General features: G+C 64.8%; 19 protein-coding genes and 1 pseudogene. 4 read left to right on the top strand and 16 right to left on the bottom strand.

What is annotated here, in order from left to right; genetic code table 11:
- Positions 1-11: 11 nt before the first annotated feature.
- The 13 genes from M0765_RS09730 to M0765_RS09670 form a co-directional block, all read right to left on the bottom strand.
- A complete protein-coding gene (locus M0765_RS09730; protein ID WP_258503386.1) occupies positions 12-2,600 on the bottom strand; it encodes a DUF2169 family type VI secretion system accessory protein in 2,589 nt (862 codons plus the stop codon).
- Between the two features lie 55 nt (positions 2,601-2,655).
- Positions 2,656-3,045 (bottom strand): hypothetical protein, encoded by a 390-nt coding sequence (locus tag M0765_RS09725; RefSeq protein ID WP_258503385.1) that lies wholly within the window; start codon positions 3,043-3,045, stop codon positions 2,656-2,658.
- Positions 3,046-3,051: 6 nt separating this feature from the next.
- On the bottom strand, positions 3,052-5,436 hold the full coding sequence (locus M0765_RS09720) for a type VI secretion system Vgr family protein (protein WP_258503384.1): 2,385 nt from the start codon (positions 5,434-5,436) through the stop codon (positions 3,052-3,054).
- A 20-nt stretch (positions 5,437-5,456) separates the two neighbouring features.
- Positions 5,457-8,201 (bottom strand): type VI secretion system ATPase TssH, encoded by a 2,745-nt coding sequence (gene tssH / locus M0765_RS09715; protein WP_258503383.1) that lies wholly within the window; start codon positions 8,199-8,201, stop codon positions 5,457-5,459.
- On the bottom strand, positions 8,198-9,346 hold the full coding sequence (gene tssG / locus M0765_RS09710) for a type VI secretion system baseplate subunit TssG (protein WP_258503382.1): 1,149 nt from the start codon (positions 9,344-9,346) through the stop codon (positions 8,198-8,200). The genes tssH and tssG overlap by 4 nt, the downstream gene beginning before the upstream one ends.
- Entirely contained in the window at positions 9,343-11,214 is a 1,872-nt protein-coding gene (tssF, locus tag M0765_RS09705) for a type VI secretion system baseplate subunit TssF (protein WP_258503381.1), read from the bottom strand. The genes tssG and tssF overlap by 4 nt, the downstream gene beginning before the upstream one ends.
- Entirely contained in the window at positions 11,214-11,744 is a 531-nt protein-coding gene (tssE, locus tag M0765_RS09700) for a type VI secretion system baseplate subunit TssE (protein ID WP_258508188.1), read from the bottom strand. The genes tssF and tssE overlap by 1 nt, the downstream gene beginning before the upstream one ends.
- A 29-nt stretch (positions 11,745-11,773) precedes the next feature.
- Positions 11,774-12,640, bottom strand: a complete 867-nt coding sequence (locus M0765_RS09695) for a type VI secretion system accessory protein TagJ (RefSeq protein ID WP_258503380.1) — start codon at positions 12,638-12,640, stop codon at positions 11,774-11,776.
- 121 nt (positions 12,641-12,761) lie between these two features.
- Positions 12,762-13,244, bottom strand: a complete 483-nt coding sequence (locus M0765_RS09690) for an Hcp family type VI secretion system effector (RefSeq protein WP_126746719.1) — start codon at positions 13,242-13,244, stop codon at positions 12,762-12,764.
- A gap of 49 nt (positions 13,245-13,293) precedes the next feature.
- Entirely contained in the window at positions 13,294-14,802 is a 1,509-nt protein-coding gene (tssC, locus tag M0765_RS09685; RefSeq protein ID WP_157611312.1) for a type VI secretion system contractile sheath large subunit, read from the bottom strand.
- Between the two features lie 27 nt (positions 14,803-14,829).
- Entirely contained in the window at positions 14,830-15,399 is a 570-nt protein-coding gene (gene tssB, locus M0765_RS09680; protein WP_258503379.1) for a type VI secretion system contractile sheath small subunit, read from the bottom strand.
- Between the two features lie 106 nt (positions 15,400-15,505).
- Positions 15,506-16,588, bottom strand: coding sequence for a type VI secretion system protein TssA (gene tssA, locus M0765_RS09675; protein WP_258503378.1), 1,083 nt, complete (start codon positions 16,586-16,588; stop codon positions 15,506-15,508).
- A 134-nt stretch (positions 16,589-16,722) separates the two neighbouring features.
- Entirely contained in the window at positions 16,723-17,910 is a 1,188-nt protein-coding gene (locus M0765_RS09670) for a fumarylacetoacetate hydrolase family protein (RefSeq protein WP_258503376.1), read from the bottom strand.
- Between the two features lie 161 nt (positions 17,911-18,071).
- Here M0765_RS09670 and M0765_RS09665 point away from each other — a divergent pair, with 161 nt between their 5' ends.
- Complete coding sequence (locus M0765_RS09665; RefSeq protein WP_258503374.1) at positions 18,072-18,857, top strand: hypothetical protein; 786 nt, start codon at positions 18,072-18,074, stop codon at positions 18,855-18,857.
- A 33-nt stretch (positions 18,858-18,890) separates the two neighbouring features.
- Here the strand turns inward: M0765_RS09665 and M0765_RS09660 are convergent.
- Positions 18,891-19,975: pseudogene (locus M0765_RS09660) on the bottom strand (alpha/beta fold hydrolase).
- A 92-nt stretch (positions 19,976-20,067) separates the two neighbouring features.
- On the bottom strand, positions 20,068-20,529 hold the full coding sequence (locus M0765_RS09655; protein WP_258503372.1) for a carboxymuconolactone decarboxylase family protein: 462 nt from the start codon (positions 20,527-20,529) through the stop codon (positions 20,068-20,070).
- 275 nt (positions 20,530-20,804) lie between these two features.
- Between M0765_RS09655 and oxlT the strand changes: the two genes are divergently transcribed.
- Positions 20,805-22,103 (top strand): oxalate/formate MFS antiporter, encoded by a 1,299-nt coding sequence (gene oxlT, locus M0765_RS09650; protein ID WP_258503371.1) that lies wholly within the window; start codon positions 20,805-20,807, stop codon positions 22,101-22,103.
- Positions 22,104-22,162: 59 nt separating this feature from the next.
- Here oxlT and M0765_RS09645 read toward each other — a convergent pair whose 3' ends face one another.
- Complete coding sequence (locus M0765_RS09645; protein ID WP_258503370.1) at positions 22,163-23,809, bottom strand: ankyrin repeat domain-containing protein; 1,647 nt, start codon at positions 23,807-23,809, stop codon at positions 22,163-22,165.
- A 262-nt stretch (positions 23,810-24,071) separates the two neighbouring features.
- Between M0765_RS09645 and M0765_RS09640 the strand changes: the two genes are divergently transcribed.
- Both M0765_RS09640 and M0765_RS09635 read left to right on the top strand, forming a co-directional pair.
- Positions 24,072-24,884: a VOC family protein gene (locus M0765_RS09640; protein WP_258503369.1), complete on the top strand. Its 813-nt coding sequence runs from the start codon at positions 24,072-24,074 to the stop codon at positions 24,882-24,884.
- 71 nt (positions 24,885-24,955) lie between these two features.
- On the top strand, positions 24,956-25,510 hold the full coding sequence (locus M0765_RS09635) for a hypothetical protein (RefSeq protein WP_258503367.1): 555 nt from the start codon (positions 24,956-24,958) through the stop codon (positions 25,508-25,510).
- Positions 25,511-25,519 lie beyond the last annotated feature (9 nt).

Genomic DNA, 25,519 nt, shown 5'->3' with positions numbered 1-25,519 from the left:
TTCGTCACGCGTCATCGAGTCGTCTCGGTGCGCCGGGCGGGCCACACCTTGGCATTCTGGGTATAGGCATTGCCGAGCAGTGTCGAACCATCGATCATGGCTTGCGACACGTCCGCGCGAAAGAGATTCGCGTTGTGGAAATCCGCCATGCGCAGATCCGCCTTGGACAGATTGGCATCGATGAGGTTTGCGCCGGCCAGCGAGGCTCCCGAGAAGTCTGCACGCACGAAGAGGCTTTCACCGGCTTCCAACCGATCGAGACGCGCGTGGCGCAGATCGCAGCTCGACAAATCGCATCCCTCGAGTCGCGCGCCGCTCAGATCCGCGCCCGCCAGCGTGACACCACGCAGACCGCAGTGCTTGAAAGTCGCATCGCGCAATACCGCGCCGGCCAGCGTGCTGTCGCTCGAAAAGCTGCAGGCAGCGAGCGTGGCGGCCGTGAAGTCCAGGCCCTCCGACCCGCTGATTGCGACAAAGCCGCAGCTGTTCATGGCAGCCCGTGCAAAGGACACGCCCTTCAGCGTGCATTCGATCCAGCCCATCTGTCGAAACTGCGCGTCGTCGAACGAGACATCTTCCAGCATCATCTTCATCATTGCGACCTGCTGCCAGCGGGAACGCCGCAAGTCGCATTGCTGCCAGGCGCTTTCATGGGTATTCGTCGTCTCGAAGTCCACGTCGGCCAGCACGCAGGCGCGAAAAGCAGTCTTGTGGCAGTTCGCATGGCGCAAGCTCGCACCGCTGAAGTTGGCGCCGTCGCATTGCGCGCCACCCAGGTTTGCGTAGTCGAGCCGCGCGTTGATGAGCGTTGCGCGTTCCAGCCTGGCGCGTGCGAGCACGGCCCGCGTGAAGTCGCATCCATCCAGGCGCGCACCGGCAAGATTGGCATCCTCGAGATTTGCGCCCGAGAAGTCGGAGCCGCTCAAATCCATGTCCGACAGATCGGCGCCTGTGAGGTTCGCGCCTGCAAACCGCCGCTGCCCCGGTTCGGCCGCGCCCAGGCGCCGGCGCAGCTTGGCAGCGCGGAAGGTGGTCATTGCCGGGGCCGGATCGAGCAGATGCGCCGTATAGAGATGTCCCTGGCGAATCTGCGATGCCATGCGCTCGCGCGCCAGCGCTGCCTGGTCAGCCTCCAGCGCGCTTTCAGGTCGGCCCTGACGCCCGAATTCCTCGAGCCGGGCCAACTCTTCGATCATCTGGTCAGGATCAAATCGGCGGCGGCCCGTCGCATCGGTGAGATCCGAGCCTTCCATGCCCGATTCCGCCATCGCCTTTTCGCTGCGAGCCTTGAGCTCATCGCGCGCCTGTGAAATCTCCTGCTCGACCCGGGCACTGTATTCCGGCAGATCCTCCAGCTGCAGCGTGCCTTCGATCTGTACCGGCGGCGGCAGGAACTTCGAGGGGTCGAGCCCTTCGCTTTCCAGCTTTGCGCGCTGTCTCTCGTAGTCGCGAAGCTGGCCGGCGCGCTGATTGCGCACCATTGGGCGATTCGACACATCGGGCATCTGGTCCGCCGCCCATGCCCCCATGATCGCCTTGGGTACGAGGTCGCTGTCGCGCACCGCGTGAATCGCCGTCTCGGGATTCAGGCGCAGCCGCAGCACCTCTTCGTAGTGTGCAACGGGCCTCGGGTCCGACTCCAGTTCGAGCGCGGGCATCAGGTGCTTCACATCCGCGGCATCGTCCTCGGCAATCGCGAAGCTCCCGTGCCAGATCAGGATTGCGCGCCGCACATGGGGGAAGAACCATGCGGTGGTCAGCCGCAGCGGCGCTTCCTGCAAGTCGCCGCCGTCTTTCCGCCAGCTCGCGAAACACCGCGCCCGCCAGCGCGGCAAGGCGCCACGCAGCACCGGCTCGGTGGGGTGCATATTCCAGATTTCATAGCCGGCGCCCGCCGGCAGTTCGCTCGCATCGGGCCAACGCTGGTCGGGCGGCGCAGCGTTGAAGAATCGCCAGTCCATGTCATCGGCGAAACCGGGGTATTGCTCCTGCAGCCACTGCGTTCCGTAGGCTGTGCCCAGCAGCCGCATGCGCTGCGGCCAATCGGGCGGTATCGCGCCCATGCTGGCGGGGCGGACGTGCTGGCCGCGAGAGGCCACGCGTGCATCCGGCGCCTCCACATTGGGCATGCGGCGCACCGGCACGTCATTGACGATTTCGTCGACCCGGCCCATGCCGTATGGGTTCTCTGGAACATCGGGGCCGCCGTACGCATGCGCCCAGTCGAGCCGCATGCTGTCGAACGGCTGCGGCGCAGTGGCGCGGCCGTCGAGCCAGAAACGGTCGCCGGACACGGTCAGCGCCTTCTCCCTTTCGGCCAACCGGACCTTGACGGCGCAGATTGTCTTTTCCTGCTGGTGAGCGGTGTACGCGTGGCCGCTCACGAGCATTTCAGGCACCAGCTTTGGAACCCCGAGATCCAATACGTTGCCGGGCCCGATCTCCTCGGCCGCCAACTGCCAGAGTTCCTGCTCGGGCAGCAGCATCGGTTGCGCTTCCAGACTGACAAGCCCAAGCACTGAAACGCCCAGCGTATCTCGGCCCTGCCAACGGTAGGGACGCGTCAAAGCGCTGAGCCGAAAGGGCTTGACCGTTTTCATGGCGTGCTGCGACCCTTTGGCAATGCCTCGGCGGCAAGCAGGAACCGCGGGTTCTTCATTGCCTCGGCTCGTCGATGGCGATGTCGCGCGTGGCCGGATCCACCTTGATCCGCACCATGCGGCCTGGTGCGAACTGCGGCATCTTCACGGGCGACAGGGGCACAGTGAGCTCCGTCTCGAAATCCGGCACCCCTCCCACTGCATCGACATGCAGGCGCAGGCGCGTGAGTATGTAGATGCGATCGATGCGTGTCCTGGTATCGGTGCTGTCCAGCACCTTGCCGGTGGTCGGCAGTCCGACCCGCAACACATGGGCCGCCCGATCGGTGCCTGCTGCCTTGGCATTCGCTGCCTTTTGCAGCTTGAGGATGCCAAGCCCGCCGGCTACCACCACGACCAGCGCGGCCAGAGGGATGAGGAGAAACCAGAAGTTGCTCGATGCCATGGCCCATCAGGCAATGCCCGTCAGCATCTTGAAGTACAGCAGCACGCCGCCCATGTTGACGTCATAGCCGGCATTTCCGGTATGGGCGATCGACTGCGTGGTTGTGTACAGGCCGAAGGCATAGGAGATGCCGAACAGTTCACCCTTGGCACCGTTGGTCGATATCTGGATGCCGTTGTTGAAGTTGGCGAGCCCCGAGCTGCTGGTGAGAAGGCCGTTGAACCCGACGTTCAGCCCCGAGCTGGTGAACCGCGTCGGCGCCGAGTCCCAGATGCTTGCCCGATTGATACGCTTGACGTGCTCGCCCTCGATGATCACATCGCCCTTCGCCTTGATCTCGACGTTGCCGGCAGTCGACTCGATGTACACGCTCTTCGCCTTGCCGACGTAGTCGCCGCCCGTCACAGTGGTGGTGTGCGTGCCGTCGATGGTTTCGGTGAGCGTCGACGTGATGTGGTCGACCGCCGTGCCGGTAACCTTGCGATCCCAGTTGGCGTTGTAGCGCTCGGTGCGCAGCGAATCCACGGCTGTGAGCTTGGACTCGCCCTTGACCTTCTCCTCCATTCCGCCTTCGACTTCGACGAGGAATCCGCTCTTGAAAGTCTCGTGCCGCTGCCCGGCCGTCACGATGACTTCGGAGGTGCCGGTTTCAACGGTTTCCTTCGCGCCTCCCTTGGTCGTGATCTCTATTCTGTTGTTGAAGAAATGCTCAGTCAGGCCACCCGAAACCTCGAGCTTCGATCCGGTCTGGTACTTCGCGTGGTCGAGCCCCGCCTTCACCGTGGTGGTGCGCGCCTTGCCGACGGTGAGCGTGTCGTTCCCGGTGACCGTGGTCGTGCGGTCGCCGGCGATGGTGTCGCGCTCGTCCGCCTCTACATCGAGCTCGAAATCCTTCTCGGCGTGAATCCGCACCAGCTCGCAGCCCGGTGCATCGTCCAGGATGAACTCGTTGGCATTCGCCGGCGTGCCGTCCTGGCTGCGGCTCACGAAGCCGCTCACCGTGACCTTCGCGGGCAGCTCGAGCGGCGGCATCTGGTCCGAGTTGTAGACGCGGCCGATGATGATCGGACGGTCAGGGTGGCCGCCGATGAAGTCGACGATCACCTCCTGCCCCTTGCGCGGGTGGTTCACGGCGCCGTAGTTCGAGCCGGCCCAGGCACTGGAAACGCGCACCCAGCAGGAGCTGTTCTCGTCGCTCTTGCCATAGCGGTCCCAGCGAAACTGCACTTTCACGCGGCCGTATTGATCGACCCAATACTCCTGGCCGGCCTTGCCCACCACGGTGGCGGTTTGCGGCCCATTGGTGCGGGTCATCGGCGTTACGCGCGGCGGGCGGAACGGGTACGAGGTCGGCTGCACCGCAAAGCTGAAGCTGTAGTGGCTGTCGGCGGCGCCGCTCTCGTAGCCGCCTTCGCGCAGTGCATAGGACACCGACACGATCAGGTATTCGCGGTTGTCGTCCTGCCGCGGGCAGTTCTGCATCGTGAAGCGATAACCCGGCGCCATGCCGCGCACGCTGCTGTGGCCAATGTCCCGCTCGGCCTGCGACTGCGCCTCTTCGAGCCTGATGCGGGAGTAATGCTCGCCCTGCTCGGCCTCGCTGAAACCGCCGAGCCATTCATAGATCTCATAGGTGTCGTGGGGATTGCCGCGCGGTTGGCTTCGCATGCCCATCAGGTCGGCTTTCGACTTCTTGAAGTCGTAGTCGTCCACCACGTAGGTGCCGGGGCGGATCTCCTCTGTCACCTGCCACTGGTCGATCACTTCCTGGAAAGGGTCCGGGTCGCGGTCCGCCGCCAGATAGCTGATCTTGGGATAGCCCGGCAGGGTTTCGTGCGCGCCGATGTCGTCCGCGAGCACCAGCGTGTGCTGGTTCTTCTCGTGCTTGAAGTAGTAGTAGATGCCCTCGTGCTCCATGAGCCGGCTCACGAAGGCGAAGTCGGTCTCCTGGTACTGCACGCAGTACTCCCACTGCCGGTAGCTTCCGCTGAGCTTCTTCTCGAACGCGAAGTTGTAGTCCGCAAACACTTCCTCGAGGATGTCGACGACCGACTTGTTCTGGAAGATCTTGCAGTCGCTGGTGCGCGTCAGGTACCAGAGCCAGGGCCGCACGGTGGCGCGGTACACCACGTAGCGCGACGTGCTGCTCTCCCTGCCCACCATGGTGAACCGCACGATCTGGCCGTTGAGAAAACGCGGTTCGCCGACCGTCTGTATTTCGAGCGAGAGCGGCTTGCCCAACACCGACTTCATGTCGAGCGACACGCTCGGGCTCAACAGATCCACCTCGAACTCGAACAGCTGCGACAACCCCTCGGCGCCGTGCATCGAGCGGAATATCAGCTGGTCTTCCGCCAGCGGCGTGTGGGCTTTGACGATTCGGGTGGCCATGGCTTACTCCCTTTCTTCGCTCAGCGTTCAGAAAATTCGTAGTGAAAGTCGTCGTTCGCTGCGCTCAGCCGCACCTCTGCGAGCTTGCGCGCGCTGACCATTGCACCAATGACTTCTTCGCTCAAGCGCGGAAGAATGGTGTGCGTCAGGATCGCGTCGATCATCCGCCCCCCCGACTCGATGGCGGTGCAGCGGCGCGCCACCAGTTCGACGGCGCTGTCGTCGTAGTGCAGGGCAATGCCGTGGTTCGCGTCGAGGCGAGCGGCAATGCGGTCGAGCTGAAGGCGGATGATGCGATGCAGCGCATCGGCGTGCAACGGGTAATAAGGCACTACAACCAGCCGTCCCAGCAGTGCCGGCGCAAACACCTTGAGCAGCGGTTCGCGCAGCGCGGCCGCCAGCGGCTCTGGGTCGGGGCGCAGGGTCGGGTCTTCGCACAGCTGCATGACCAGGTCGGTGCCGACGTTCGAGGTCATGATGATCACGGTGTTGCGAAAGTCGATGTGCCGGCCCTCGCCGTCTTCCATCCAGCCCTTGTCGAACACCTGGAAGAAGATCTCGTGCACGTCGGTGTGCGCCTTCTCGATCTCGTCGAGCAGCACCACGCTGTAGGGCCTGCGACGCACGGCTTCGGTCAGCACGCCGCCTTCGCCGTAGCCCACGTAGCCGGGCGGCGCACCCTTGAGCGTGGAGACGGTGTGCGACTCCTGGAACTCGCTCATGTTGATGGTGACGAGGTTCTGCTCGCCGCCGTAGAGCGCCTCTGAAAGTGCCAACGCGGTCTCGGTCTTGCCCACGCCAGAGGGGCCGCAGAGCAGGAACACGCCCACCGGCTTGTTCGGGTTGTCGAGCCGCGCACGCGCGGTGCGGATGCGGCGCGAAATGGTTTCGAGCGCATCGGGCTGCGCGACCACGCGCGCCGAAAGAATCTCGCCCAGGCGCAGCACCGACTGCGCGTCGTCGCGCACCATGCGGCCGATGGGGATGCCCGTCCAATCGGCCACCACGGTGGCAATGGCCTGCGCATCGACCGCGGCCAGGATGAGCGGCGACTCGCCCTGCAGCTGCGCGAGCTTGTCCTGCGCCTGGTTGAGTTCGGCGCGAATCTCTTCGGGCGCTCGCTCGGGCTCGGCCAGTGCGGCTTCGACGTGTGCCGCTGCCTCGACATCGTCGCCCTCCACGTCTTCCGCCGCAGCCTCTTCTGCCTGCACGGGCACGGCAGCGGGCGACAGCTGCTTGCGCAGCGCGACGATGCGCTCGACCAGCGTCGCTTCTTCCACGCGGCGCTTTTCCAGCAGGTCGAGTTCCGCCTGCGCGGCAGCCACCTCGGCCGCGATGTCGTCCACGCGCTTCGCCTCGCCGACACCAATGGCGGCTTCGCGTTGCGCAATGCCCCGCTCGATGCCCAGCACTTCGATGCGGCGCTGCAGGTCTTCGATGGCGGCGGGCAGCGCATGCTGGCTCAGCGCCACGCGCGCGCACGCCGTGTCGAGCAGGCTCACCGCCTTGTCGGGCAGCTGCCGCGCGGGAATGTAGCGGTGCGACAGGCTCACGGCCGCTTCGAGCGCGGCATCGAGGATGAGCACGCCGTGGTGCTTTTCGAGCTCGGCCGAAATGCCGCGCAGCATGACCACGGCCTTGGGCTCGGTGGGCTCGTGCACCTGGATGGTCTGGAAGCGCCGCGTGAGCGCCGGGTCTTTTTCGATGTACTTCTTGTACTCCGACCAGGTGGTGGCGCCGATGGTGCGCAGCCGCCCGCGCGCGAGCGCCGGCTTCAGCAGGTTGGCCGCGTCGCCTGTGCCGGCGGTGCCGCCCGCGCCGACCAGCGTGTGCACTTCGTCGACGAACAGCACGATGGGCTTGGGGCTCTTCTCGACTTCGTCGATCACCTGGCGCAGGCGTTGTTCGAACTCGCCCTTCACCCCCGCGCCGGCCTGCAGCAGCGTGGGGTCGAGCACCCACAGCGACACGTCCTTGAGCGACGGCGGCACATCGCCGGCGGCAAGGCGCGACGCCAGCCCTTCGACGACGGCCGTCTTGCCCACGCCGGCCTCGCCGGTGAGCAGCGGGTTGTTCTGGCGCCGGCGCATGAGAATGTCGATGATCTGGCGGATCTCGTCGTCGCGGCCATACACCGGGTCGAGCTCGCCCGCGCGCGCCTTGGCCGTCAGGTCGCTTGCGTACTTGGCCAGCGCGGAGCCGCCGGCCGCCGCACCGTCGCCCTGGTGAGCCGCCGCAGGGGCCCCATGGCCGGCGCCCTGCCCTTGCGGTGCGGCGTCGAAATCATCTTCGGGCGAACCTTCGGTCCACGCGGGGAGTTGGGCGATGAGAACGTCGGGCACGATCTTGTCGAACTCGCGCGAAATGCCAGAAAGCACTTGCCGCAGCCCCGGCGTCTTCACGATGCCCGCAAGCAGGTAGGCACCGCGGATCGACGTGGCCTCGAAGCGCAGGCTGGCATACACCCAGGCACGCTCCACCGCGTTGTCGACGTGCTCGGAAATGTCGCTGATCGACGTGGCGCCGTGCGGCAGGCGGTCGAGCGCCCGCACCAGGTCTTGCTCGACCGCATCGATGTTGAGGCCCGCGCGCTTGACGATGCGCAGCAGGTCGCTGTCCTGCAACTGCAGTATCTGGTGCAGCCAATGCACCAGCTCCACATAGGCATTGCCGCGCAGCTTGGCAAACGCGGTGGCGGTCTCCAATGCCTTGTAGAGCATCGGGTTCAGTTTGGAAAAAAGAGAGACGCGGCGAATATCGGTCATAAGGCCATGGAAGAAACTTCAGCCGCCACGGAAGCTGCCGATGCGGAACGGGAAAACAATGCTTCGGGCTGGAACACCATGTCGCCTGCATCGGTGTCTGAAAGGCGCGTGCCGAGCCAGCTGCCCCAGCCCAGGCGCTGCCCGCCGCTCAGCTGCATGCCGCGGGCTTCTTCTTTCTTGAGCACGAGCCGCAGCTCCCACGCAAACTCGATGCCGACGTACTGGCGCACCCAGTCGACCACCTGCTGCAGCCGCTTGCTGCCTGGCAAGAACTGGCGGAACTCGTCTTGCGAGAGCGGGCCCAGCTCCAAGCGAAATTTGCTTTGCGCATCGCGCACCGCCAGGCCGATGGTCGCGCCGCCGCCCAGCTGGTGGTTGCGCCCGAAGAGGCCGAGCCGGCTCACCTGCCGGTCGTCGATCATCACCCAGCCGCTCACGAATTCGTCGACGCGCACAGGCACGCCGAAGTACAGCTTCAGGATCTGGATCAGCCCTTCGGGGTTGCGCGTCTGGCGCACAAGGTGCCCGGCCATGAAGGTACGCGCATGGTCGGCAATGCGGTCGCGCTCCTTGAGGCCCGGCTGCCCCATGTTCATGAGGCTGGCCACGTAGTCGACAAAGCGGTGGCCGTCGGGACGGTCGAGGCTGTTGACCGACTGCGCATCGGCCCAGGCGCGGTAGAACAGCAGGATCAGCCGGTGATGGAACAGGTCGGCAAACGCACTGAGCGTGTTGTCGCTGTGATGGCGCTTGCGCTCGCGTGCGTACTCGGTCAGGTGCAGCGGCAGCGGCCCGTTGGGGCCGAACAGGCCAAAGCCGTAGATCGAGATGCGCGGCGGGCCATCGCCGTCCACATCCACGCCCGAGACGTTCGACGGCGCGAACGCCATCGAGGGCTCCTGCCCCAGGCGCAGCGGCTCATCGAGCGGGCGCGGCGCGCGGCCCAGCAAAGGGTGGCCGCCTTGCGCATCGAGCCGGCGCAGCAGCATGAAGAGGTCATGCTCGAAAGGCTGGTCGACGAGGCCGGCCCACAACACCGGATCGGCCTCCGGCGCACCGCGCCGCGCGGGCGGGGCCACCTCAGCCGGCTCATCGGGGACGACCGATGGTGCCGATGAATCGTGGGTAACGTGCAGCGCACTCATACGGCGGGGCGGCGTCCGATGCGGGGCGCCCATCGCGCGATTTCTCCGCGCTGCAGGCTGGAGAGCGCGAACTCGGTGAACGCGTTGAGCGACACATGCCGGCTGAAGAACTGCTCCAGCACGGCACCGAAAAGATAGGGGCTCGACCCCGAGAACGCGACCTCGTCGATCTTCAGCGCCACCTCGACGCCGCGGCCGAAGACGATAGGGCCCGGCTCGGGCAACCGGCGAAACACGGGCGCCAGCGCCATCGAGCGCACGCCCTGGATCTGTCGGCGCACCGCGGGGTCGGCCAGGTTGCCGTACAGGTCGAGCATCTCGCGCAGCGCGGCCGCGCCCTGGTTGGCATCGACGTCCGTCAGGCTCAGGTAATTGAGGCCCAGGTGGCTGATGAGGCGCCAGGTGAGCGCGCCTTCCGCCAATGCGGGATACGGCCGCGACGGGCCGCGCAGTATGCGCACCGCGCGAACGGGCGCCGAGACGCGCAGGGTGAAATCGGATTCGAGCCCGGTGGGCAGCAACAGCGGCAGGTCGCGGTTGGTGCACAGCGCATCGATGGTGATGTGCCGCAGGCTGTGCGGAAACGGCGCGTCGTGTTGGTCGACCAGCGACACATACACCTCGCTGCCTGTGTAGCTGGTGCGCGTGCCTTGCGCGCGGGCGCGGTCGGACACCAGGCGCGGCTCGCGGCGCAGCGAAAAATAAGAACCGAAGTCGCCGTCGTCGGCCGCGAAGGAGCCTAGGAACGGCCTGAACTCCCGCTCCTCGGAGCCGTTGCTCATGTGGCCCGTAACGCGCTCGACGGTAAATATCTCGAAGTCGCGCGGACGCGTGCGGTCGATCACCGCATGGTGCTCATGCTGCCCCGGCCCGACCGGAATGCGGTCGCTGCGGCGCGGCACCAGGTTGATGATGGGCGTGCAGAAGAGCGAGAAGTGCCGCGCATCGACAACACGTTCCAGATCGCTGTCGGCACGGTCGAGCAGGATGACGATTTCCATCGTGCTGCCGCTCATGGCGGCGGCCGCCGCGCGCAGGTTCTTCACGCTGAAGAACAGGTAGCGATCAGGAAACGCGAAGTACTCGTGCAGCAGCCGGTAGCCCTGAAACGATCGCGCGTCGTAGGGCAGCAGCGACTGGTCGGGGTCGAAGCCCTCGTGGCGAATGGCCTCGTCGCCCAGCGGCACGATGCGCGCGGTGCTGCCTGGGCCGCTGCGGCACACGGTGCCCACGCTGTGGTGAACCGCCAGTTCGAGCACGCGCAGCGCATGCAGCTCGGCGCCCGAAAGAAAGAACTCGAGCCGGTCGAGCGGCATCTCTGCAAACCGGGCGCCGCCCACCGCTTCGAGCTTGATGGTGATGGCGCTCTTGGCCTGGCGCGCAACCACGGGCATGGCGTGCGCAATTTCCGCCGGCACGGGCCCGATGCTCGCCTCTGCGATCTTGATGGGCCACAGCGTGACGGCATGGCCGGTGCGAAATTCGCAGGCCGTCTGCTCGCCCTTGATCATGCGACCGCGCAGGATGGTGTGGCGCGGCAGCTCGTAGCCGGCCTTCAGCGAGCCTTCGTTCAGGTTGCCGTCGATCTGCACCACGCCCATGGCCGGCAGCGGCGCAAGAAAGTTCGGGTACACCACTTCGAGCAGCCGCTGCGAGAAGCGCGGAAACTCCGCATCCATCTTCAGCTGGATGCGTGCCGTAAGAAAGCTGAAGCCTTCGAGCAGGCGCTCCACGTACGGATCGCTCACCTCGATGCCGCGCATGCCCAGTCGGCCGGCAATCTTGGGATAGCGCTGCGCGAACTCGGCACCGAGCTCGTGCATGTAGGTGAGTTCGCGGTTGTAGTAGTCGAGCAGCCGCGCGTCCATCAAAGCCCTCCCGTCGGGCGAAGGACCATGTGGCCGCTTTCGAGGTCGAGCTCTGAGCGCAGGATGAATTCGATGGGGTAAGGCACCGACCACAGCGTGCCGCGGATCTCGAGCGCGAGCAGGTTGTGGTGCTCCAGGTCGGTGGAGTCGGTGACGCAGCGCACGTCGATGCTGTCTTTCATGATGCGCGGCTCAAAGTCGATGATGGCCGCGCGAATGGCGGCCTCGACGTCGGCAAAGTCGACCTCCGACATGCGCCCGCCGGCCCAGCCGCGCACGCCGTAGTTCACGACCGAGCGCCGGGCGCGCGGCATGGCGTTGATGTTGTGGTCAGCGCCGAAGTTGGTGGTGTTGAGCAGCCACTGCAAGTCGCGCAGCACCGAATCGCGCAGCAGCTTGCCGCTCATCAGGAACGCGCCCGCGCGCTCTTGGCGGGTCTGCGGCTGCTTGTCGGTCAGGCGGTCGAGCAGCACCGGCTGCAGGCGGTCGCGTGCAACGCTTTCTTGCTGGTGATCGCCCTCGGCCTCCACGGGCAAGCGGCTGGCTGGCAGGAGTGAACTCACTGGGCAACACTCTCCGCGGCGGCAAACTCGACCAGGCGAATGTCGAGCAGCGAATGGTCGCCGGCTTCGCTGATCAGCGTGCGCTGGCCCACGCCGGCGTACTGCTCTTCACCGGCCAATTGCAGCCAGTCGGTACGGCGGCCCAGTGCCAGCCCGTCTTCCAGCGCCTCGAGCGCGCCGGGATAGCGCACCGGCACCAGGCCGTTGAGCCCGCGGCCGTCGTGCAGCACGATTTCGGCTGGCGCCCACAGCAGGTCGACCAGGTGCTGCGGACGCGAAAACTTGAGGCGCCGCACCGCCGACAGCGGCAGCCACGCGTAGCCCGAAGGCGTGAGCAGTTCGAGCACGGCGCCAATGCGCACGTCGCCGTCGCAAAGCCATGCGAACTCGATGCTTTGCACCGGCTCGCCGTCGAGGGCCTGCACGGCGCGCGAATCGGACCGGTCGACACAGCTCAGGGTGCCCTGCAAGGCGGGTGCCGCCTGGCGCGCGGTTTCGCGCAGGTCGGCCGCTTGCGCGGCCTGATCGGGCGGCAGCGCCGCGGCGGCAATCAGCCCCGCGACCCAGTCTGCATCGCCGGCAATGACGGCCGGCGCACGGCCGCCATTCCAGAATTCGGTTCGGTGGCGCTCGGCTGCCAGGGCCATCGCACAAGTGGCGCTGGCAGGAGCAAAAGAAGGATCGATCTTGGCGGCGAGCTTGAGCTGGTCTTCAGCCCGCTGCCATTCGCCGCGCAACGCAAGAAAGTGGCCGAGAGCAAGCCGCAGGCTGGCGTTCTGGGGCTGCGCGCGAATCTGCCGCTGTACCCATTCGGTGTGCTCGGCCACGGAGCGCTCGCCCAGCACTGCAAACCCATCGCCCATGAAACTTCCTCATTGACTCGCATGCGGCCGTGGGCCGCCGGTGAATATCTGCGGGTGACCGGAGCCCCGCGGCACGCCGCCATGCGGCGCGCGCGGGTTCGGTCAGGCAAAAAAACGGAAATCAGGCTTCCCGGTTTTCCTTGATGTTCCAGGCCAGAACGGTTTCGGCGCCCTTGCCGCCCTTGTCCGTCTGTTCCCAGTACTGCTGCTTCACCTTGGCGGCCTGGAAGGCAAATTGCACCAGCACCGCATCGCTGCCCTGCTCGGCCGTGTATTGCACCGAGGTGACCAGCACTTCTTCGAGCGTGACGCGGGTGTATTCGATCTGCGAGCCGCCGGCCTTGCACACCGACACTTCGACCTTGCTCAGGTGCTTGCCGCTTGCGCAGTTCTTCATGACGGACGGGGCCGCCTTGTCGATGCGCGCAAGAACCTGCAGGTCGTTGAAGCTTGCCTTGCCCACACCGCCGCCACCGCCGCTGACCATGTTTCCAGGCTGCGTCGCTCCCCATGCAAACGACTTGATATCCGTCCAGTCCTTATGGTTCGAGTCCTTGGATTCGCCGTTTGCGCCCTCGACGCGCATGAACATGTCTACTGCCATGATTAACCCCCAAAGTTATATATATGCCCGATTTCGGGACACCGTTGAACTAGCTGCTGTCCTTCTTGTTGGATGGCAGCTTCGAAACCAGCCGCAACGACACCGTCAGCCCTTCGAGCTGATAGTGCGGCCGGAGAAAAAACTTGGCGGCGTAGTAGCCCGGGTTGTCCTCGATGGCTTCCACCTGGACTTCAGCCGCCGCCAGCGGCTTCATTGCCTTCGTATCCTGGGACGACGTGCCTGGGCTGCCGTCCACGTAATTCATGATCCAGTCGTTGAGCCAGCGCTCCATGTCCTCGCGCTCGCGGAACGAACCGATCTTGTCGCGCACGATGCACTTCAGGTAGTGCGCGAAGCGGCAGCATGCAAACAGGTACGGCAGGCGCGCCGCCAGGTTGGCGTTGGCCGTGGCGTCGGCGTCGTAGTACTCGGCCGGCTGCTGCAGCGACTGCGCGCCGATGAAGGCCGCAAAGTCGGAGTTCTTGCGGTGCACCAGCGGCATGAAGCCGTTCTTGGCCAGCTCGGCCTCGCGCCGGTCGCTGATGGCGATCTCGGTCGGGCACTTCATGTCCACGCCGCCGTCGTCCGTCGGGAAGGTGTGGGTGGGCAGGTTCTCGACCGCGCCGCCCGATTCCACGCCGCGAATCGACGTGCACCAGCCGAACTGCTTGAACGAGCGGTTGATGTTCACGCCCATGGCATAGGCCGAGTTGGCCCATGTGTAGCGGTTGTGCAGGGCCGAATCGGTTTCTTCTTCAAACTCGAACTCGTCGACCGGATTGGTGCGCGCACCATACGGCAGGCGCGCAAGAAAGCGCGGCATGGCCAGGCCGATGTAGCGCGCGTCTTCCGATTCGCGCAGCGACCGCCATGCGGTGTGCTCGGTGTTCTGGAAGATCTTGGTCAGGTCGCGCGGGTTCGAAAGCTCTTGCCACGAATCCATCTGCATCACCGTGGGCGATGCGCCGGCAATGAAGGGACAGTGCGCGGCCGCGGCAATCTTGGCCATTTCGCCGAGCATTTCCACGTCGGGCGGGCTGTGGTCGAAGTGAAAGTCGCCGATGAGCGCGCCGAACGGCTCGCCGCCGAACTGGCCGTACTCCGCCTCGTAGATCTTCTTGAACAGCGGGCTCTGGTCCCAGCCGATGCCCTTGTGGCGCTTGAGCGAGCGCGCCACTTCGCGCTTGGATGCGCACATCACGCGGATCTTGAGCTGCTCGTCGGTCTCGGTGTTGTTGACCAGGTAGTGCAGGCCGCGCCATGCGCCTTCGAGCTGCTGGAAGTCTTCGTGGTGAAGGATCTGGTTGATCTGCTCGGAGAGCTTGCGGTCGATCTCGGTGATGATCGCCTGCACGGTGCGGTAGGCGTCGTTCGAGATGGTGACGGTGCTTTCGAGCGCCTGTACCGCCAGCGTCTTGACGGCGCTTTGCACCGCGTCGCGGGCCTGGTCGGTCTTGGGCTTGAACTCTCGCTGCAGCAGGTCGGAGAACTCGTTGGGTTCGAGCGCTTCGATGGTGGCGGCTTGTGCGCGCGCTGTCTGTTTGGGTGCGGTGCTCATGATGGACGTCCTGTCGGCTTGCGCTGCTTATTCGGAAGAGGTGCCGGGGCCGCCGGACTTCTCGTTTGCCGCTTCCACCGCCTTGGCAACGGCGGGATTGGGTGCGGACGCGAGCGACTTGAGCAGCTCCGGGTTCTGCAGCGCCTGGGCAATCAGCTGCTCGGCGCCGTTCTTGCCGTCCATGTAGGACAGCAGGTTGGAAAGCTCGGTGCGCGCTTCGAGCAGGTGCTGCAGCGCGCCCACCTGGCGTGCAATGCGCGCGGGCGAGAAGTCGTCCATGCTGTCGAAGGTGATGTCGACGTTCATCTGCCCTTCGCCCGTGAGCGTGTTCGGCACCTGGAAGGCCACGCGCGGCTTGACGGCCTTCATGCGGTCATCGAAGTTGTCGATGTCCACAGCCATGAAGTCGCGCTCCGCCAGGTCGGGCATCGGATCGACCTGCTTGCCCGCGAGATCGGCGATGACGCCCATCACGAAGGGCAACTGGATCTTGCGTTCGCTGCCGTAGATCTCGACGTCGTACTCGATCTGCACGCGCGGCGCGCGGTTGCGCGCAATGAACTTCTGACCACTGTTTCTGACACGGTTGTCTGCCATAAGCTTCCTCTTGAATCTCTATGCGTGTGGGTCGGAGTTGCCTCTGACCAATCTGACCTTGCGTTCTCGCGCTGCTTGTCGCCCTGCCACTTTTTTGTCGGCACTTCTATTCGGTGCCGGTACTCAGCGAGCGCCCCGCCAGGCTTTCGATCTTCTGCAAGCCCTCGGGTACGAGTTCTTCGATGATCTGGAAGAAGTTGAGGTCCAGCAGTCTTTGCGCTCTTCGGATGAGCATGGGTGCCGGGTGGCTGGGTTCGGTGCGCTCCATGTATTGGCACGCCTTTTCCAGCAACAGCTGCACATCATCACGATTCGATATTTCAATATCTTTAATGCCCGCTACGCGCTGGCCGCTCGCACCATTGGCAGCACTGGCAGAGCCTTGCCCCGGCGAGGTCGATGACCCGGTCTCGCTGCCTTGCGGAACTTCCGATGCTTCTGCCGGTGCCTGCTGGGCCTGCTCAGGCAGCAGCTGCACCACGGTACGAAGAGAACGTTCGAGCCTGGAAAAGTCGGGCGCCCAGCTTTGCCCCAGGGCCCGCTCCGAGGTCTCGCGAATTCGTTGCAACAGTTCCAGCGCCGCATGCAATGCCAGCACCGGCGGGGCCGACTTTTCCTGCGCACGGCGCGCCACTTCGCGCAGCCGGCCGATGCCGCCCGGGTAGTCGATCTGGTCGGCCTTGCTCGAATCGAGCAGCGCCTCGACCTGCCGCAGGCTCATCGACACGCCGGCGTCTTCGAGCAGGCGCGCATCGCGCACGCTGCGCCCCAATCCCTCGGCTTCGGCCAATGCGGCCAACGCGTTCATGCGCGGCAGCGGGTCTTCGAAACCATCATCGACCACGCGCGGATGCACGTCGTCCCAAAATTTTTGCAGCACGCCGTCGACCACTTGCAAGCCGTCGACATAGCCGGGCAGCCCGCGGCTCTCGGTCCACGCCAGCGTGAGCGGAACCAGTACGCGCAGGTCGAGCGTGCGTTGGCACAGTTGCTTTGCGATGCGCTCGACGCGAGCCCAGTCGGGCGGCTCGGCCGGAATGATGGTCGAGCCGAACTGCTGCTCCCGCTTTCCGGTCGTTGCCTGCTGCAACGCCATGAAATCGGGGTCGTATTCGAGGTCTTCGCCGCACGGAAGCGGGCCTTCAACAGGCGACTGCAGTAGTTCGATCTCGCTTGGCGGCAACGCCATCTCCCTTTTATTAACAACCATCAACAATGGTTATCTTGAGGGGAACGCGAAGCGCGGTCAACAGCAACACATTGCTACGTGCCGCCTATGAATTACAAAGGAGTACAACTCCTTTTAAAGCGTAGAAAGAACGATTACAGCAATCCGCGCCCACCAAGATTGCGCATCAACGCGCTTAACCCAAAAGTCCACCGCGGCGCCTGGTCCGAATGAACCACGCGATTCACGAGTGCGCCGAGTTCCGGCGCGGCGATGCGGACGCGATCGCCGACGACATGGGTGAATCCTTGCCCAGGACCATGACGGTCTTGTGTCGGCGCGAACATCGTGCCGAGAAACAACATGAGGCCGTCGGGGTAGTCGTGGTGCACGCCAATGGCTTGCGACACCAGGTCGAGCGGATCGCGACTGATCTTCGACAGCGAGCTCGAGCCTTCGAGCTTGAAGCCTTCAGGGCCCGTGACTTCGAGCGCAACCGTGATGCGGCGCACGTCGTCGATGCCGAAGTGCGCATCGAACAAGCGGATGAACGGGCCGATGGCGCAGGAAGCGTTGTTGTCCTTCGCCTTGCCGAGCAACAGTGCGCTGCGGCCTTCGAAGTCGCGCAGGTTGACGTCGTTGCCGAGCGCCGCGCCCAGCGTTTGGCCGCGGCTGTTCACGGCCAGTACGACTTCAGGCTCGGGGTTGTTCCACACCGACGCCGAGTGAATGCCGATGTCGGCACCGGTGCCCACCGAAGAGAGCACCGGAGCCTTGGTGAAGATCTCCGCGTCGGGGCCGATGCCCACTTCGAGGTACTGCGACCATGCGCCCTGCGCCAGCAGCACCTCTTTCACCTTTGCGGCCTCGGCAGAGCCCGGCACGATGCCCGCGAGGTTGTCGCCTAGCACACCGCCCAGCGCGGCGCGCGTGGCCTCGGCCCGCGATGCGTCGCCGCGCGCCTGCTCTTCGATTACGCGCTCGAGCAGGCTTTCGACGAAGGTCACGCCGCTGGCCTTGATCGCCTGCAGGTCGCAAGGTGCGAGCAGCCAGGGCTTGGATTCGTCGCGCGCCGTTGCATCGCTGTTGGCAATGGCCTCGTCGATCGAGGCGATGCGCGGCGCCTGGCCGCCCTGCAGCGCTCGCCGCACCGCCTCGGAGGGCGATTCTTTCGCTTCGAGCAGGTCGCTCATCGTGGGCGCGAGCTTGGAAAGGTCGTGCAGCCCGCCCTCATGGACGGCCACCAGCACCGGCCCGACGCCGGGTTGCCAGAGGCGGCCGACGAGCGTGGCACGCGCGGCGTCTTGCGGGAGGCTCGAGGAGGTGTCGAGGTTCAATGGCATGGGAGTTGTCTCTCTTGGGTTTGTCGGTAGATGGGTGATCGTAGCGCCATGCTTTGATGCAAGAATGCGGCGCGTCAGGCGCCGGGCTGCGTTTGAGACGCCGTGAAGGCAGCAACTGCCATTGCCCGTTCGCGCTTCGCCACACGTTATAAGAACTCGAGATGAACGCTGTCCTTCGCTTCCTCTCCTCGGCCGGTGCGGCTGCGGCAATCCTCCTGCTGCCCGGCTTGGCGGCGGCGGCCTATCCGTGCAACGGCTCGCCAGGCGAGCGGCGTGTGGGCATGGCAGGCGGCTCTCACGGCGTCGGCCCGTTCCCGCTCTGCGTTGCGGGCCCCGCGCCCGCGCCGAGCGCTCCACGCGACGCCTATGCCGCATCGGTCGACACCACGTCCTTCTATGACGCGGAGATGGAGCGGATGGTCCGCAGCATCAAGGCGCAGCACAACGCGGTCGTTACTGAAAAGGCGCGAATGGCCGCGATCGAAGAGAAGATGGCGCGCGATCCGGCGTTCAAGCGAATGTACTTGGGCGGGTGGGAGGTCTTCCGGGTCGATCCGAAGGCAAGGCCCGGCAAGACCTGCACCGCCGCCTGGAAGAAACAGGGCCAGCTGGTGAGCATCTCGGGGCCAAGCCCCCAACATGACGGCGGAATGCTGACCTTCTGGGGCGCGGATATTCCGCAGCCGGCGGATATCCAGACGATCACGGTCACGATGAAACAGTCGCGCTATCCGGCACAAACAGTGAAAGCGGTCAACTATTCAATGCCGGGGCTTCGGTTCGGAGCCATCGCGCTCACAGTGCCCGACATCGACAAGGCCATCGATACGATGCTCGATGTCGAGCATTTCGAACTGCTGATCGACGGCAGGACTGTTTCCAACATTGGATGGAACGGCGGGCATGACGCGCGCGAAAAACTGCGCCAGTGCGTTCATGCCGGATAGGCGTCCCGCGCGCTTCTCATGGAGCACGACTGACTACAGCCCTCGTCTCGGCGCTTTTTGCAGCAGTTCCGAAAGCTGTGCCTTCCACCACGTTGCCTGCCCTGTGGTTCCGTGCCCGGTCGTCCGGTCACTGGCGGGGATCAGGTAGTAGCTGCCATTCTTCACGCGCTTCATTTCACGTTCCATGATGCCGGTCTCGGGCGGGTTGCGTTCATCATCGGCTGCATTGATGGCAAGCACGGCAGCCTGAATGCGCTCCAGCCCGGGTGACGGGTTGTAGTCGGCGGACGCTTCCCATTGGTAGAGGATGTCGTTTGCGTCCGCGGCAAAAGGTGCACTCAGGCGCGTCTCCAGCAGCTTGTCGGCCTGGGCGCGCGTCGGCGCGGCCTTGTACATGGCAAGGTTGCCGCCGTTGGTGGCCGTGGCGAAGAACACGGAGGCAAACTGCGCGCTGCGAGGCTGGACGGTGTAGTTGCCGTTGTTCCACTCCGGATCCCTGCGGATGGACTCCGTCAGCAGCCGTCGCATCATCCAGTTGCGGCTCGACATCTCGGTGGGCTGGCACGCCATCGGCACGAGTGCGTCCATGGCGTTCGGGTACTTCACGCCCCACATCCACGCGTGCATGCCCCCATTGAATTGCCGACGATCGCCCGAAGGTGCTTGACGCCGAGGTGCTCGGTCACGAGCCGGTACTGCGCGTCCACCATGTCGTCGTAGTTGTAGCTGGGAAATTTGGCACGCAGGCCATCGGAGGGCCGGGCCGACTTGCCGGTTCCCAGACCGTCGGGAATGATGATGTAGTAGCGGGTGGCATCCAGCGGTTGGCCCACGCCGAACAGCTCGCCGGCAAATGCGGGCGTCAGCATGCTTGCCGCCGAGCCGGCGGTTCCATGCAGGATCAGCACCGGCTCGCCGCTGGGTGCGCCAATGGTGACGTAGTTCAGGCGCAGTTCCGGCATGACCTGGCCGGTGTGAAAGCGAAAGTCCTTCGCGATCCAGCTGCCCTCCTTGGGCGGCGGGTAGTCGGCGGCGCTGCTCGCCAACGCGAGCATCGCGAGGCAGGAGTACAAGGCGGCCCGCAGGGCGAACCGGTTGAACTGCGGATTGGCGGGCATGCGTTGTCTCCTGTGGTTTGAACGCAATTTACCGCGAAAGCCACCTCTGCCGCGCGATGGAGGCGGCGGCCGTCGCCGCCGCCCGGGCGAATTCAACCGGCCGTGTATGGCGTCTCGGGCACCTGCATGTGGAAGCTGGCATTGAGCATGTTCCACGAGCGAATGGCGCAGACCGCGAAAGTGAGGTCCGCGATCTGCGCATCGCTGAAGTGCCGCTTCACGGCCTCGAAGTCCGCGTCGCTGGGTGTGCGCTGCGGCACCGCATTGACGGCCTCCGCCCAGTTGAACGCGGCGCGCTCGGCTTCGCTGAAAAAGCGCGCCGCCTCGCGCCAACCGGCGACAGCGTTGACATGGCGCGGGTCCACGCCCTGCTTGATCAGGTCGGCCCAGTGCATGTCGATGCAGAAAGCGCAGCCGTTGATCTGGCTGATGCGCAAGTTCACCAATTCACGCAGGCGCTTGTCCAGCGTGCTGCCGGCGGCGTGGGAAAACTGTGCGCCGGCGCGTGCTGCGGCGGGCGCGAGGGCGTGGTAGTCGAGTCGGGCTGAGGACATTGTGAGCTCCTTGTAGCTTGAGGGTTGGGGAAACACCTCTTAGACGCGCGGGCACATTGTTTTGTGACAGGCGACGGCAATCTTGACGCAGGTCAAGAGTTTTTCCTGCGATCGCCCGGACATTGCCCCTTCGGATCGATCGCACGCGAGTGCGGCGATCCGATGGCTTTCCACAACTACAGACTCCACAAAAGAGACAAAGGAAAGGTTCTTGTCATGATCCCTCAGACCAGGGATGGCACGCCTTCGCGCGCAGCCATCGCAACCACCCCCACGTGGCCGCCACGGCCGCTACCAGCTCCACCCCCACCACTACAGCCCCGGGCAGATCGTTGCGCTGGGTGCAGCTCGCGCTGGGCATCGTCTGCATGGCGATGATCGCCAACGTGCAGTACGGCTGGACCCTGTTCGTCGCCCCGATGGAGGCCAAGCATCACTGGGGGCTGGGCGCGATCCAGATTGCCTTCTCGATCTTCGTCGTGGTGGAGACTTGGCTGGTACCCGTCGAAGGCTGGCTGGTCGATCGCTTCGGCCCGCGCCCTGTTGTAGCCGCGGGCGCCGTGCTCGCCGCACTGGGCTGGATTCTCAATGCCTATGCCGACGGGCTGGCCATGCTCTACACGGCCGCCGTGATCTCCGGCATTGGCGCCGGTTGCGTCTACGGCACCTGCGTCGGCAACGCGCTGAAGTGGTTTCCTGACAAGCGCGGCCTGGCCGCGGGGCTCACGGCGGCCGGGTTCGGTGCCGGCGCGGCGCTCACCGTGATCCCGATTGCGAACATGATCCAGAGCACGGGCTACGAACATACCTTCGTGTACTTCGGCATCCTCCAGGGAGCCTGCATCTTCGTGCTCGCGATGTTCATGGCAAAGCCCTTCGCCCCCAAGGGCGTGGCCGCGCAAACACGCCTGGTCATGACCAAGGTCGACTACACGCCTGCGCAGATGATGAAGACGCCCGTCTTCTGGCTCACCTACCTGCTGTTCGTGCTGGTGGCCGCCGGTGGACTGATGGCGACGGCAGAGATCGGCCCCATTGCGAAAGACTTTCACATCGACAAGTTGCCCATGCACTTTCTCGGCATGTCGATGCCGCTGCTGACCATGACGCTTGCCATCGACAACCTGGCGAACGGCTTCACCCGGCCGCTGTGCGGCTTCGTCTCGGACAGGATCGGCCGCGAGAACACGATGCTGCTGGTCTTCGTCGGCGAAGGGTTGGCGCTGCTCGGCTTGAAGCTGTACGGCCATGAACCTGCGGCCTTCATGACCTTTGCGGCGCTCGTGTTCCTGTTCTGGGGCGAGATCTACTCGATCTTTCCGGCATTGGTGGCCGACACCTTCGGCGGCAAGAATGCCGCGAGCAACGCCGGCACCATGTACACGGCCAAGGGCACCGCGTCGCTGTTCGTGCCGCTGGGCTCTGTACTCGCCGCGGGCGGCAACTGGGACCGCGTATTCCTGGTGGCTGCCGTCGTGTCGATCGGCGCCGGCATTGCAGCCAAGCTGCTCCTCGCGCCGATGCGCCGGAGGACGATCGAGGCGGGGAATGAGAGCTTGGGACGAAGGCGCTGATTGCTGTGCACCTTTGCGGTGAGAACGGCTACTTGCTTCTGCGGCAATCGCCAAGAGCGCTAAGCAGCGGCGCCGAGCAGCGCATCCGTGACGTCGTCCGCGAACCGATAGCGCTTCTCCCCGATCAGCACGATGTCCGAGCCGGTCGGGTCCGGCCGCGCAGGTGGCAGACCATGTGCGCACAAGGCCCTTGCGCAGCCGGCCCAGTCGCCGCCTTCGACCGGCTCGTTGAGCGATGCCCAGGACAGGCTGCCGCAAACGTTGTCGCCGAAGCCGTGCAGCGCCCGCCAATCGGCGCCATGCTCCAGCAGAAAGTGCGTGAGCGCCGCATCGCCACGAAAAACAGCGTGGTTGAGCGCTGAGGCGTCGATGTCGCCACCGCGAATCTCGATCGGCCAACCGCACGTCACCATCGCCTTGACCGCGGCAACGCACCCCTGCGCAGCGAGTTCGGGAAGCATGCGCAGCCGGGCATCGTCAAGAGCGTCGATCACGCCCGGATGGGCCTCCTGAATTGCGCGAGCTGTTTCCGTGTCGCCGCTCGCGCAGGCAGCCACAAAGGCTTCAGCCACTGCAAGCGGCTCACGGTCCGCGCCTGCACGCTCCAAGAGCGCGGCAACCTCGGCTTGCCCGAAGCGAAGCGCCAGTGTGCGGGCCGGAACGCCATCCGGTGTGCACGCGTCCGCCTTCGCGCCGGCCGCAAGCAGGGCTTGGACATGAGCAGGCGAACGGCGGCGGCGGATCGCCCACAGCAGCGGCGATCCCCAATCGGATGTCGGCGGACCCAGCGGTGGCTCGTTGGGATCGCCACCGTGATCGAGCAGCAGTTGCAATACGCTGGCGTCGTCGAGATCGAGCGCGCGATACATCGCGTTCGAACCGGTAATCCGCGCGCCGGCATCGAGCAGCAGCTTGGTGCACGCGGGCGCTTCGAGTGAGTGATAGAGAGACTCGCCGTCGTTCGGATCGGCACCGGCCTCGAGCAGAAGCCGGGTCAGCTCCGGATCGAAAGCCTTGCCCGCGGCGCCGTAGAGCGCCGACAGCCGCTCGGTGGCCGAAGGCGCCTCGAGCGAAGCCGGAGGCCAACGGTTGCCGACGGACTGGCCGGGCGACGCGCCGGCGGCCAGCAGGAAACTTGCGCAACTGCGCAACCGCTCCCGAAAGCCCGGCCGGCTCGCGAGTCCTGAATGGGTGACCGCCACCAGCGGAGGCAGGCGCAGCGCCCCACCTTCGCGGTGGACCCATGCGGGATCCTGCAATGTCGCGCGACGCAAGCCAGCCTCGTCCCCGACAGCACAAGCCAGGTACGGATCGTCGCCGGGCAGCGCGGGGTTCTCGATGAGCAACCGTTCGGCCACGGCGGGCCGGTGGGCGTTGTTGCCGCCAGCGACATCGCCGGCATAGACCATGGACAGCCATCGGCGCACCGCCAGGTTCGGATCGTCGGCGAGCGCGCGGCGCGCATGGACGAAGAGCTGCAGGTCGGCCCAAGAGGGAAAGCCATGCTCCCGCGCCAGACACGACTGTGCGTCGTGCAGGCGCAAGGACATGGCGAGCAGGTCCTTGTTCTCCTTGCCGCGAGCCGCAGGCAGAGATTCGCGGAATCGCTGCATCGCCGCGGCATCTTCACGACGATAAAGGGTGAGCAATTCCTTGGCCTGCTTCTTCAGCTGGCCAATGTCGGGACGAGGGGGAACGCGCTTCATGGACACCTCCGTGCATCAGATGCCGATGACCCGCAGTGTCGGCTGCACAAAAGGCGTGGATGGGAGATCGAGGCAAGTGGGTTCAACCCTTCCCGCGGGCCCGGGCGCGTCTTGCACGCGGGGAGATCATAAAACATGCTGGTGCGGCGCGGGACTTCTCGTGCCTGCCGCTGCAGCAGGCATTTCTTGTGTCGAACCCTGAGGTCACAGTCGGCAAAAAAAAGCCGGACGTCGAGCGTCCGATCCACATGAAAAGGCACGTATGGATTCGCCGCTAGGAACCGTCATCATCTACGCCAGGGACATGCAAAAGGCGGCTGCTTTCTATGCCCGCCATTTTGGTTTCGTGACAGATGGCGAGGTCGTCGAGGGCCTGATCGAGCTGAAGCATCCGGGCGGCGGCGCCGGCATGCTCATCCATCAGGCAGCCAAGTCCGTGAAGCTTGGGCAAGTGGGCGTAAAACTCAGTTTCCACGTGAAAGACGTGGCAGCCTTCGCCGCGCAAGCCAAGCTTGAAGGTCTGGTTTTCGGTACGGTGCACGAAGCCAACGGCTATGCGTTTGCGAATGCGAAGGACCTCGACAAGAACTCCATCAGCATCTCGAGCCGGGCCCATCGTGCTATTGCGGTTAAGGGGGCTGACGGCCATGCGCTGTCGTTCGCCCATCGTGCAGGAAGTGAGGCATGCGAACCTGGGGGACCTGCCCCGGGGCGGAGCCGGCAGAATCTACGGATGAGCGAAAAACCTCTTACCTATGCTGCCCGCGAAAGAATCGACGCGTTCAAGGAACTGGCGAACGAGTTCGTGCGGGAGGTTTTCGGCCTGCCTTGGGCATTGATGACGGACGAATCGACATTGTCCGATTTCAGTGGCTGCGGCCTGGACACTCAAGATAGCTTGGGAGAGTTGGACGACGAAGCGCAGCGGGCGTTCTGGGACAAGTGGGTTGTGGAGCGCGTTTGTGAACGCTATCGAATTGAACCGTTCCCCGTTTCCATCAGCATGGCGCAGCTCTTTGAGCGTATCCAACGCGCGGCTCCCATCAGCGGAAGGCAGACCTTAATAGCCGATTGAGGCCAGCACCGGACATAGCCCGGCGAGCTCAAATTAGATAGTAGAAACCTGCAAACAATAGCTCCTTTACCATGGCGCCCGACTTCGCCTTCCACTATCTCAGCTCGCCTCTTGGGGTGGGGCTCCTTCTCGCGATCCTTGGGCTGCCGACTGCCTTCGTTCGCGTCATCGCCAAGCGGTCGTTCCAGCGATTGGGGCTGCGGTTGATCGCTCAGGGCTACTGCGCGGTCATCGCTGCGAGTTTCGTGCTATCAGTGCTCGTGGTTCTCCCCGGCGGAGGCAGCATGGAAAGAGCCGAGTACGTGTTCATCTTGTCTCTCATCTTTGTGCTGCCGTTAGCGTCGTTTGTTGTGATGCCCATCTCCGTTGGCCTTGCTCGCGTGGGTGCAGCGACAGTTGCGCTAATGGCCGCAGCTGGGGTCATGTCGGCGCTCGCTCTTGGGGCCTTGAAAGCCGCATATCCTTCAAACGAATGGGGCCGCGCGCATCGCTTCGAAGCGTTTATCGACACCACCCTCGCAATCGGTGCCATCGCGACTGTCGTGTTCTGTGCTTTCGCTCTTGGCGCGCGACTGCCACTCTGGCGCTTCCCACCGCGCCTTCCTGAGGGATCAGAAACGACGTAGCCTCACGCG

Source organism: Variovorax sp. S12S4 (genome assembly GCF_023195515.1).
In the GTDB taxonomy this organism is placed as follows: domain Bacteria; phylum Pseudomonadota; class Gammaproteobacteria; order Burkholderiales; family Burkholderiaceae_C; genus Variovorax.
This window is presented reverse-complemented; position numbering and strand designations above follow the sequence as displayed.

Bases quoted from the DNA above. Each gene is read 5' to 3' on its own strand.
- M0765_RS09690 (WP_126746719.1), bottom strand. From the start codon at position 13,244: ATGGCAGTAGACATGTTCATGCGCGTCGAGGGCGCAAACGGCGAATCC.
- M0765_RS09730 (WP_258503386.1), bottom strand. From the start codon at position 2,600: ATGAAAACGGTCAAGCCCTTTCGGCTCAGCGCTTTGACGCGTCCCTAC.
- M0765_RS09670 (WP_258503376.1), bottom strand. From the start codon at position 17,910: ATGCCATTGAACCTCGACACCTCCTCGAGCCTCCCGCAAGACGCCGCG.
- tssH (WP_258503383.1), bottom strand. From the start codon at position 8,201: ATGACCGATATTCGCCGCGTCTCTCTTTTTTCCAAACTGAACCCGATG.
- tssC (WP_157611312.1), bottom strand. From the start codon at position 14,802: ATGAGCACCGCACCCAAACAGACAGCGCGCGCACAAGCCGCCACCATC.
- tssB (WP_258503379.1), bottom strand. From the start codon at position 15,399: ATGGCAGACAACCGTGTCAGAAACAGTGGTCAGAAGTTCATTGCGCGC.
- M0765_RS09645 (WP_258503370.1), bottom strand. From the start codon at position 23,809: ATGAAGCGCGTTCCCCCTCGTCCCGACATTGGCCAGCTGAAGAAGCAG.
- M0765_RS09640 (WP_258503369.1), top strand. From the start codon at position 24,072: ATGGATTCGCCGCTAGGAACCGTCATCATCTACGCCAGGGACATGCAA.
- M0765_RS09695 (WP_258503380.1), bottom strand. From the start codon at position 12,640: ATGGGCGATGGGTTTGCAGTGCTGGGCGAGCGCTCCGTGGCCGAGCAC.
- tssG (WP_258503382.1), bottom strand. From the start codon at position 9,346: ATGAGTGCGCTGCACGTTACCCACGATTCATCGGCACCATCGGTCGTC.
- tssF (WP_258503381.1), bottom strand. From the start codon at position 11,214: ATGGACGCGCGGCTGCTCGACTACTACAACCGCGAACTCACCTACATG.
- M0765_RS09725 (WP_258503385.1), bottom strand. From the start codon at position 3,045: ATGGCATCGAGCAACTTCTGGTTTCTCCTCATCCCTCTGGCCGCGCTG.
- M0765_RS09720 (WP_258503384.1), bottom strand. From the start codon at position 5,436: ATGGCCACCCGAATCGTCAAAGCCCACACGCCGCTGGCGGAAGACCAG.
- tssA (WP_258503378.1), bottom strand. From the start codon at position 16,588: ATGGCGTTGCCGCCAAGCGAGATCGAACTACTGCAGTCGCCTGTTGAA.
- M0765_RS09635 (WP_258503367.1), top strand. From the start codon at position 24,956: ATGGCGCCCGACTTCGCCTTCCACTATCTCAGCTCGCCTCTTGGGGTG.
- M0765_RS09655 (WP_258503372.1), bottom strand. From the start codon at position 20,529: ATGTCCTCAGCCCGACTCGACTACCACGCCCTCGCGCCCGCCGCAGCA.
- M0765_RS09665 (WP_258503374.1), top strand. From the start codon at position 18,072: ATGAACGCTGTCCTTCGCTTCCTCTCCTCGGCCGGTGCGGCTGCGGCA.